Origin of the sequence: Huintestinicola sp. (assembly GCF_051882455.1) — a bacterium.
Taxonomy (GTDB): Bacteria; Bacillota; Clostridia; order Oscillospirales; family Ruminococcaceae; genus Huintestinicola.
Genome location: NZ_JBJERV010000053.1, coordinates 26,784 through 37,268 on the forward strand (window position 1 = coordinate 26,784; position 10,485 = coordinate 37,268).

Annotated in this window: 6 protein-coding genes; 1 reads left to right on the plus strand and 5 read right to left on the minus strand. The window is 46.1% G+C overall.

Going from position 1 to position 10,485, the window contains the following annotated elements:
* Positions 1 to 113: 113 nt before the first annotated feature.
* Together ACI4J0_RS07140 and ACI4J0_RS07145 are read right to left on the minus strand one after the other, a co-directional pair.
* Positions 114 to 2,534 carry a DUF4214 domain-containing protein gene (locus ACI4J0_RS07140; RefSeq protein ID WP_439765127.1) on the minus strand — a complete coding sequence of 807 codons (2,421 nt, stop codon included), beginning with the start codon at positions 2,532 to 2,534 and terminating at the stop codon, positions 114 to 116.
* Between the two features lie 195 nt (positions 2,535 to 2,729).
* Positions 2,730 to 5,099 (minus strand): DUF4214 domain-containing protein, encoded by a 2,370-nt coding sequence (locus ACI4J0_RS07145; RefSeq protein WP_439765128.1) that lies wholly within the window; start codon positions 5,097 to 5,099, stop codon positions 2,730 to 2,732.
* Positions 5,100 to 5,396: 297 nt separating this feature from the next.
* Here ACI4J0_RS07145 and ACI4J0_RS07150 point away from each other — a divergent pair, with 297 nt between their 5' ends.
* Positions 5,397 to 7,418, plus strand: a complete 2,022-nt coding sequence (locus tag ACI4J0_RS07150) for a response regulator (protein WP_439765129.1) — start codon at positions 5,397 to 5,399, stop codon at positions 7,416 to 7,418.
* A 161-nt stretch (positions 7,419 to 7,579) separates the two neighbouring features.
* Here the strand turns inward: ACI4J0_RS07150 and ACI4J0_RS07155 are convergent, their stop codons facing one another.
* Genes ACI4J0_RS07155 through ACI4J0_RS07165 form a run of 3 tightly spaced genes read right to left on the minus strand, consistent with a single transcriptional unit; the run spans position 7,580 to position 10,398 of the window.
* Positions 7,580 to 8,716: a toxic anion resistance protein gene (locus tag ACI4J0_RS07155; RefSeq protein ID WP_439765130.1), complete on the minus strand. Its 1,137-nt coding sequence runs from the start codon at positions 8,714 to 8,716 to the stop codon at positions 7,580 to 7,582.
* Positions 8,717 to 8,719: 3 nt separating this feature from the next.
* The gene (locus ACI4J0_RS07160; protein ID WP_439765131.1) at positions 8,720 to 9,781 is read right to left on the minus strand and encodes a hypothetical protein; all 1,062 of its coding nucleotides are present in this window, start codon (positions 9,779 to 9,781) and stop codon (positions 8,720 to 8,722) included.
* Positions 9,778 to 10,398 (minus strand): 5-bromo-4-chloroindolyl phosphate hydrolysis family protein, encoded by a 621-nt coding sequence (locus ACI4J0_RS07165; RefSeq protein WP_439765132.1) that lies wholly within the window; start codon positions 10,396 to 10,398, stop codon positions 9,778 to 9,780. The genes ACI4J0_RS07160 and ACI4J0_RS07165 overlap by 4 nt, the downstream gene beginning before the upstream one ends.
* Between the last annotated feature and the right edge of the window lie 87 nt (positions 10,399 to 10,485).

Sequence of the window (10,485 nt, forward strand, 5' to 3'; positions counted from 1 at the left end):
GAACGATTTAGAATTAGTATAAAACCTCTGCCCGTCCTGCGCAAAACCGCAGAACGGACAGAGGTTTTATTTGGATATTTGCTCAATTGCCGTTTGTCGAAACCTCGGAACAATTACAATCCGAACTTAGCTACCATATTCTTAAACTCGGCAGAAGAAGCAAAGCCCTTGAATACCTGCTCTCTGGTCATACCGTTCTTCATCTTGGTAAGCCATCTGCTCTTTCCGCCTGCGTCGGCAGTTCTGCCGAAGAGGGAGTTATACATACAGTCAACAAACTGCTCATCGGTGAGCTTCTTGTTCTTGAACTCGGTGGAGAAAACGAAGGAATATGCAATTTCCTCGGCGGTCTTTGTGCCGTTGATGTATCTGCCTGTGTGGTTATTAAGTCCCTTGATGTCGTACTTTCTGCCGAGAGCTACTGTGTACAGTCTGCTTACGTAAGCTGTGAGCTTTTCGTTGCGGTCGCGGTACTCGGGGGAGGTGTAGCTGCCTCTGGTCACGCCGTAGCTTTCGCAGAGCCTTGTAAACTCTGCTGATTTTCCGAAGCCCTGGAGCACATAGCCGTAAGAACAGCCATTGTCAAGGGCAGCTGTCCATCTGGCAAGTCCTGTGGGGTCGGGGTTTCTGTCAAGCATGGTCTTGTACATTCTCGTTACAAATTCCTTATTGGAAAGCTTCTTGTTTGCAAGCTCGGTGCTCAGAACAAAGTTCTTTGCAACATCGCAGGCGGATCTGCCCGATTTTAGGCTGTTTACGTGGTTTGCCTTGCCCCTGGGGTCGGAAGCTCGTCCAAGGAGATTTACGTAGAGGCGCTCTACGAAATCAGAAACGGGGTCTACATAATTTGTTACTTTCAAGGTGAAAGGGATACCGTCAGAAAATCTATATTGTCCTTCGTCATAGTAATAAGTTACCGTATTACGTGTAAAATCTTTCAGCGAGTTTGTATCGCTGTCATATGTAGCGCCTTGCCAACCATAAGCCATTTCAGGGTCAAAGTTTCCGGGTAGATCACTGAGGGGATAGCTGCCATTTTTGATGCTTATCGAATAGACGTTGTCGCCCCAGGAAACCAATCCCAAATTATAATTATGGCTTAAATCAAGACTTGTGAGATGATTGGAGGAGCAGGACAATTGTCTCAAATAGGTATTATTGGTTACATCAAGGCTTGTAAGCTTATTGTAGGAGCAGCTCAGGCATCCCAAATAAGTATTATTGCTTACATCAAGACTTGTAAGCTTATTGCCATCGCAAAATAAAGATTGCAAAACAGTATTATTTCTTACATCAAGGCTTGTAAGCTGATTTTCAGAGCAAGTCAGCCAATTCAAAGCCGTATTCTTGCTTACATCAAGCTTTGTTAACTTGTTGTTTTGACAGTATAGTTCTTCCAATTCAGAACAGCCGCTTAAACCAAGGCTTGTGAGCTGATTATCGTAGCATCTTATCTCTTTCAAAGCAGAACAGCCGTTTACACCAAGGCTTGTGAGCTGATTATCGTAGCATCTTATCTCTTCCAAAGCAGAACAACCGCTTACATCAAGACTTGTAAACTTGTTGGTGTAGCAATACAGATATTTTAAGGCAGTACAGCCGCTTACGTCAAGGCTTGTGAGCTTATTACCGGAGCAAGACATATATGTCAAAAACGTATTCTTGCTAACATCAAGGCTTGTAAGCTGATTACCGCAACAAAATAACTTCTTCAAAGCCGTATTCTTGCTTATATCAAGTTTGGTTATCCGGTTGGTTTCATTAGATTCTACATTACCATCACTATTATAATAAATATATCCACAATAAAGATACTCCAGCTTTGTACAGCCGCTTACATTAAGACTTTCCATTTGATTGTGGAAGCATTTCAAGGTTGTCAAAGCTGTATTTTTGCTGACATCAAGTTCTGTTATCTCATTATACGAACAATCCAAATATTTTAAGGCAGTACAGCCGCTTACGTCAAGGCTTGAAAGCTGATTGTTGTAGCAATACAGATCTCCCAATTCTGTATTCTTGCCAATATTAAGGCTTGTGAGCTGATTGCTGTAAAACCAAAGCGATTCCAAAGCAGTATTGTTGGTCACATCAATGCTTCTGATCTGATTGGAAGCGCAGTTTAAACTAATCAAAGCCGTATTCTTGCTCACATCAATGCTTGTGAGCTGATTGTTGTCGCAGTCCAACGTTTCCAAAGCGGTATTTTTGCTGACATCAAGTTCTGTTATCTCATTATACGAACAATCCAGATATACCAGATTTGTAAAATACTCAATACCCTTAAGGCTTGTATAACCGTTTGGATTGCCATTACTGCCGGAAATATTTATTATTGTTACACCTTCGAGCTCTTCCTGAGACAGTCCGCCGCTTTCATCGTCATCATAAGACCTTACATAAGTTTTGAACTTCGTATCAGGAAAATGAGCTGCATCGATCGTAACAACATCTTCCGCCCAGGCAGAAGGCGCCATTGCCATACACAGCGCCAGAACAGCGGGCACTGCGCCTAAAATTTTCTTCCCTTTCATAATTTCCACCTCAAATTTGTATATTCCGACAAATGATATCTATTAACCATTATATCACAATACAGACATATTTTGTTACAAACTATCTTAATTATTATGAATTGTATGTAAAGTTCATAATTTCCAAAAAAAAAAAAAACACACCCGCAAAATATTTGCAAGTGTGTTTTTTCATATTGGGAAAGAGATTATCGATCAAAGTCCGAACTTAGCCACCATATTCTTAAATTCCGCAGAAGAAGCAAAGCCCTTGAATACCTGCTCTCTGGTCATACCATTCTTCATCTTGGTAAGCCATCTGCTCTTTCCGCCTGCGTCGGCAGTTCTGCCGAAGAGGGAGTTGTACATACAATCTACAAACTGCTCATCAGTGAGCTTCTTGTTCTTGAACTCGGCGGAGAAGACGAAGGAGTAGGCTATTTCTTCAGCGGTCTTTGTTCCGTTGATATATCTGCCTGTGTGGTTATTAAGTCCCTTGATGTCGTACTTTCTGCCCAGCGCTACTGTGTACAGTCTGCTTACATAAGCTGTGAGCTTTTCGTTCTTGTCGCGGTACTCGGGAGAGGTGTATGAGCCTCTTGTAATACCATAGCTTGCGCAGAGCCTTGTAAACTCTGCAGATTTTCCGAAGCCCTGGAGCACATAGCCGTAGGAGCAGCCGTTGTCAAGGGCAGCTGTCCATCTGGCAAGTCCTCCCGCATCGGGAGTTCTGTTAAGAAATGTCTTGTACATTCTTGTTACAAACTCTTTATTTGTAAGCTTTTTGTTTGCAAGCTCGGTGCTGAGCACAAAGCCCTTTGCCACGTCGCAGGCGGATCTGCCCGATTTAATGCTGCTTACGTGGTTTGCCTTGCCCTTGGGGTCGGAGGAACGCCCTAAAAGATCAACGTAAAGTCTTTCCACAAATGCCTCTGCGGGGTCGGGAGCAAAGGGAGCGTATTCGTACATATAGGGAGTCTGCTCGGAAGCGTACCATTTTACCGTGCCGTAGGACGTGGTTATGGGCTGGCAGTCGGACAGGGCATATTTATCAGAGGTTTCCTTGGAAATGAGATCTCCGCTGCTGTCAATGGCGGCAATATTTACGTTCTTGACCCCTGTGCTGTTGTTCACCTCTTCCCACATTACAAGGAAATGCTCATCGGTGAGCTTTACAAGCTGGGGAGTGCGAACGGTTATATTTGCATTTTCGCCATAGTTTGTGAGCCAGGTCGTTTTCTTTCCCGACATATCCTTTTTGACGGAGATGACAAATATATTTCTCTGACCCATAACAGATACGCCGCTTGACTCGCTCTGGTCAATGGAATTGCCTGCGATCATGCAGTTGTGGGTGGAAAGCTCCAGTCCGCCTACGGAAACGCCTGTATAATTATAATGATATCCCGACGCTTCCTTGATGGTAAGGATATTGCCGTATGATACACCGGTTATACTTCCGCCCACTGCGCATTTTGACAAATAGACCGCTCTCGGATAGTAGTCGCCGTGGTCCACTCTGTACACATTCTTTCCGTCTGTTTTCACAAACTGATTGAAGGAATGGCTCACATAGCCGTAGGACGCATTCATTATGCCATACCAGGACTGCTCCTCGGTCATTGTGTTCTGGTCGATGACAAAGGTCATATTCGCCTGATGATGATACCCGTCGGAGGTTTTATACATTTCGTGGCAGGTATGTATGTAAAGACGGCTGCCTGCTTCGTCCATTCTCAGAGAGCCTGCGCTGAAGGGACTGTAGGTATTTGCTCCGTATACGGAATATGACGAAAGCCTCTGCCAGCTCTTGCTGTACTTTACGACCCTCATTACCTCCGTATCATCGCTGTCACTTGCATTATTGCTGCCGAAAACAATGAAGTTATAGTTCTTTCCGCTGAAGGCTCCTCCGAATATGGGAAGCTCGCAGCTTATTTTTTTGCTGCTCAGAAGAGCATTGGCTTTGGAGTATTGTTCGATGATAACAGAGCCGCCTGTATATTCCGCTCTTGTAAATGTGCCGTCGCTGTTTTCGGAAAGATATGAGTTTACGGGACGGCTCCATACAGCATAGTTATTTGCGGAAATATTGCTGCTTCCCGCTCCGTCAAGGACTGCTGCGGGCGATACGGATACAGGCTCGGCGGATATGACGCTGACTGTTACAGACGCCTGAGCGCTGCCCGCAACGCTTTTGCAGGTTATTACCGCTGTACCCTCGCTCCATGCCGCAATAATGCCCTCATCGGACACCGACGCCACAGAAGGAGCGTTTGAGCTGAATGTGCAGGCGGGAGACTGCACTGTGTCTGAGGTCACAGATATCTGCTGTATTGTGCCGCAAACCATATTCCTGTTCTGCACAGACGCGGTTATGGAGGACGGAACGGTATCAAATCTTTCGGTATAAGCCTCCCCTATACCGCTTTCCTCGGCGGGCGGCATTTCGCTTTCATAGGAAACTATCGGGTCGGAGAGACCGTATCCTTCTTCCGCACACGCAAGCGGCGCCATAGCGTTCATTATCACCGACACGCTTATTATTGATGAAATGATACCTGCATATCGTTTTTTCCTGTTCATTATTTTTGACCATCCTTTCGTGAGAGTTTTATGGTTTTCGTCAGAAAAACCAACCCCCGGGATCATTTATACATTATGAATTGTCTTAATAATAACATTTTTACCGTATTTTGTCAATATACGGCTCTAATCGGGCAGCTGCTGCTCTCTTGCTTGAAAAAGCTCAGAAAAATTTACTTTATTGTAAAAAAATCGGGGCTATTTGTAAAAAAATTCGGGTAATATTGACAAATAATCTTGGATTTGATATACTTTAATAAATGCAGTTCATTTTTGTCGTAAAGGGGAGGGAGCGGTATGAACACTGCAGATAAAGAACAGACGCTAAGGCGCATTTCTCAGGCAATATTTTTCAATTGCTCCGCAGCCTATCTTGTTGACGCGGCTGCCGATACATATGAGGAGCTTTTCGCAGACGAGGATTTCAAAGCCGCTGTGGGTCCGTCGGGCACTCTGACCGATCTTTACAAGGGCATTTTCCAGCAGATAAGCTCGGGCGAGGTCCAGAACAATAAAAATTACGATGCATTCGTGGACGAATCCCTTTTTAAGCGCGACAGCTTCACCGGAAATGTGACGATGCCTTCACGAAACGGACTAAAAAGCTTCATCTACCGCGTTGTCAGAACTGCCGAAAACGAAAACACCATATATTTTATGGAAAACACGGAAGGCCACGACTCCGACAGGCTTGAGAAAATGAAGATGGACACCATTCAGGAAAATTATCTCTTCTCTATGATCGTTGACCTGAAAAAGGACACCTGCCGCAATTCCGCCACCACCGAGATAAACGCCGACAGACAGGACTATCTGGACATAAAATACTCACGGTGGAGATATATGATAGCAAATATGTTCATGCCCAATGACAAGAGTATGTTCCTTTCCGCTTCCGACCCCGAGAATATCATAGAAAGGCTTGAGAAGGAAAAGCTCTTCCGCATGGAGATACAGATGCAGAATATGCAGGGAGAATACATCTGGGTACGGCTCAGCTTCAGCCGTATGAAGGATTTCAGCCGCGAAAACCCCATTTTCGTTTATACGGTACAGGATATCAATGAAGATATGCTCCGCCTTCTTCATCAGGAAAACATCATTGCCGCCGTTGAAGAGAAAAACAAGGAGCTTGACAATATCAACAAGGCAAAGACCGTATTCATCTCGAATATGTCTCACGAGATACGCACTCCCATCAACGCTGTTCTCGGTATGGACGAAATGATACTGCGGGAAAGCTCGGAGGAACATATCAGGCAGTATGCCTACAACATCAGAAGCGCGGGAAGAATGCTCCTGAGCATTATCAACGATATCCTCGATTACTCCAAGATAGAGGCAGGCAAGATGGAGATAATCCCCGTTGAGTACAGCTCAAGCGCTATGCTCGATGATATTTGCAGCATAATCTCCATAAAGGTAAAGGAAAAAAATCTGAAATTCAACGTGAATATCGCCGAGGACATTCCCTCGCGTCTTTACGGCGATGAGCTGAGAATAAAGCAGATAATCATAAATATTCTTACCAATGCCGTAAAATACACCGAAAAGGGCAGCGTTACCTTCACAGTTGACTGCGTCGGGGCAGAGGAAGAGGGTATGACAGGGCTGCGCGTCAAGGTCGAGGACACAGGCATCGGTATGCGTAAAGAGGATATGAGCAGGCTCTTCACCGCCTTCGAGCGCCTTGAGGAAAAACGCAACCGCAACATCGAGGGAACAGGTCTTGGTATGAGCATCGTCGTCCGCCTGCTTGAACAGATGGGCAGCAAGCTGGACGTTGACAGCGTTTACGGTCAGGGCTCGTCCTTCTCCTTCGTTCTCCCCCAGAAGGTAATTGACAGCCGCCCCGCAGGCAGCTTCGAAAGCGCCAGAAAAAAGCGGCTTGAGAACGAAAAGCCCGACGAGATACCTTATGCGCCCTCTGCAAAGGTGCTTGCAGTCGATGATACCTCCTTCAATCTTACTCTTGTTACTCACCTTCTCAAACGCACAGGCATCAAGCCCGATACTGCTTCAAGCGGCGAGGAATGCTTAAAGAAGGTTTCCGAAAATCACTATGATCTTATCCTTCTCGACCACGTTATGCCCGGTATGGACGGTGTGGAGACCCTGGACAGGCTTCGCAGAATGGGCGGAAGCGCTGCCCATATCCCCGTTATCGCTCTTACGGCTAATGTAATGTCCGGCGCAAGGGAAAGATATCTTAATGCGGGATTTTCGGACTTTATCGAAAAGCCCATCGTGCCCTCAAAGCTTGAGGCGGCGCTTGTTCAGTATCTGCCGCCGGAGCTTCTCGAAAAGCGGGAAAAGTGATAAAACTGCAGCAGAAATACAGCAGACGCAGCTTTTGGAAGCCGCGATGTAAGGGCGTTTGTGACAATCGGAAGATTTGCCGCCGGCGTATCGAATACTAAAAAAATATACTGTCTCTCAGAAAAAAACTTTCTGAGAGACAGTATTTTTATGGCGTTCTGTTATCGTCTGTCCATTATTTCCACAAGCTTGTTTTTCAGGTCATCTTCTATCCTGCCGAGAGCCTTTTCGGCTTCCGCACGCTGCTGCCTGCCTTCCTTCTGTATCTGAATGGTCTCCTCGATCGTGCTGATAAGGTTCTGATTTACCTTTTGCAGAGTTTCGATATCAACAATTCCGCGGTTGGATTCCTTTGCGGTCTCCACAGTATTTGTTTTCAGCAGTTCGGAATTTTTCAGCAGCATTTTATTGGTGGTATCCGTTATCTCGCGCTGCATTTTCAGCACTCTCTGCTGGTTGTTAAGCCCCATTGCAATAACGAACTGGCTCTTCCAGACGGGGATAGTATTGAGCACAGCGGTCTGTATCTTATCCACAAGCACTCGGTCATTATTCTGTATCAGCTTTATCTGGGGCGCGGTCTGAACGGCTATGGTGCGGCTCAGCTCAAGGTCGTATATCTTCTTTTCAAACCTGTCCACCTCGTCCTCAAAATCCCGTACAAGCTGCGCATCCATAGGGTCGCCGCTTGTCTGCGCCTCGGCTCTCAGCTTCGGGATAGTTTCCGTTCTTATCTCCTCAACACGCTCTTTTCCTGCCTGAATGTACAGTCCCAGCTCCCGGAAGCAGTCAAGGTTCTGCTTGTACATTATATCAAATACGCTTATATCCTTGAGCATATCCATTCTTGCTTTTTCAAGAGCGGCTTCTATTTTGTCTATCTGCACCTCCGCCTTGTTATACCTCTCCACAAGCTTTTTCAGACCTTTGACGGCATTTTTCACCCCCGGCAGCTTTGACAGGATCCCGCTGTCATTTGTGAGCGATGAGGGGTCAAGGCTGTTTACCTCGACCACAAGATCTGACAGCAGCTCGCCTACCTGTCCTCCGTCCTTTGAGCGGACATTATCCAGTATGGAATCCGTAAATTCCGTCAGCCTGCGCTGTGCGCCGATACCGAACTGCACCGTTGTACCGGGGTCGGTAAGATCGATGCTTTCCTTTATTTCGGAAATTTTTGCTCTTTCTTCGGGTGTAAGCTCAAGCTGAGTGCTTTCACTCTGTACCGAAAGAGAAGTATCCTCCGTTACTGTGATATTTTTTGACTTTGATAGTGTCGCCAGACTTATTTCAGACATAGGTCAGTCCTCCAATTCTTCCATTATGAGCTTCATTACCTTGTAATCGGGCATATTCATTACTGCGCTCAGCTCGGGGGCAATGCCCGTTACCTTTCCTTCGCCGCCCTCAGATGAAATATCGCAGCCGCTTGTGCGGAAGCCGTGCTTTTCCCAGGCAAGCTGCTGTATTTTTTCATCGCAAAGCGCCGCTGCGCCCTGCTTTCCTGTTTCATCGAGAGCTATATAAATATGGGTCGACCATATTGTAGGCGTGGGGTATATTATTACCATATCCTCCGCAAGCTTTTCATACTGCCCGGGATTTTCCGCCGCATACTCAAGCAGCTGATTTTCATAGCCCGCAATTATTGGCTTTGCGCCAATTCCCGTTCGGATAAACTGATTGAACAGGTCGGAGGACGAGGTCTCCATATATCCGAGACCTGCAAAAACAGCTTTAAGCTGCGGCATTATTTCTTTAACGCTTTCCTCGTCCGCAGTTTTTCCGCCGCACAGCACGTTTGCAAGAAGCGCCGCAAACATATTGCCCGAATTTGAGCGGACAGGGTCGGTAGTATCCACCGAAACATTGCCGTAAAGCTCGGGCAGACCTGCCTCCGCCCATGTCATTCCGCTTGTTATCTTATCCGTAAGCTTTTTCATATCCGCATAATACACGCCCTCGGACAGAGTGACCGTTCCGTCCGTCATCAGCGCTTCGGCAACGGCTTTGTGGGAATAAAGCACTATGGGAGTATTAAAAATTATCTCATCGGAAACAGGCTCCCCGTGCTGCTCCTTGTAATACTCAAGAGCCGTTCTGCTGGAGGGGAAAAGATAATTCCTGCCCGACTGGTCTGCCGTGACCATATCCAGGGAGCCTGCACGGGAATATTCAAAGGCGATGTGATACTTTTTTGCCAGGATATCCGCTATCTGCTTATCCTCCATAACGCCTATCTTTTCGCCGCCGAGGTAGCCGTTTATTACGGTGACATCGGTGGATTTTCCGTAGAAATAATATCCTGCCCCGCAGGCTATTACAACGATCAAAATAACAGCGCCGATGAGTTTTGCTTTCATTTGTCCATCTCCATTTTCACAGTTTGCTCCAGAAGCTCTATCTCCGCCTGCATATCGGTAAGCTCGCCCCGCATAAGCTTTTCAAACTGTCCGCTGAACGCTTTGTTTAAAGTGGCAAGTGCACTTCGGGTATCCTGTTTAAGCTTTATTATTTCCGCAGTTTCGATATTTGCGTCCTGCAGACCGATATACTTTGAAAGCAGCTTTGAAGCGCAGTCCTGATAATAATCGATAAACTGCCTTGCCCGGCGTATCTTATCAGGATTATTTTCAAGATATTCTATTATCGCCCCGGAGGTCTCCGAAAGCTTTTCAGCCTCGTTTTTCACCTGCATATCGCCGATCTTTACGATGGATCTTTTTATGCTTTCATAGTCCTCTTTTGCTTCAAGCAGCTTCTGCTCAAGCTCTGCTCCGTTTTCGATAAGCTCGATATCTATGCTTCCTATCCTTCGCTTGGGCTTTGTCAAAAGATACAGACCTGCGTATGTTCCCATTGCCACGGGGATATCGATAAACACCGACCATTCAAGCATAAAAAGAAGTATCAGGAAAACCGCTCCCGAAGCCGCTGCTGAAATTATTGCTGCAATATTCTGACGAAGATCGTTTTTCACCTTAATTATATCCTTTCACGCTGCGGAATGCTCCCGCAAGGTCGGTCCTGCCGTCGAAAACTCTTGCATTGGTAAGCTCCGCAAGCT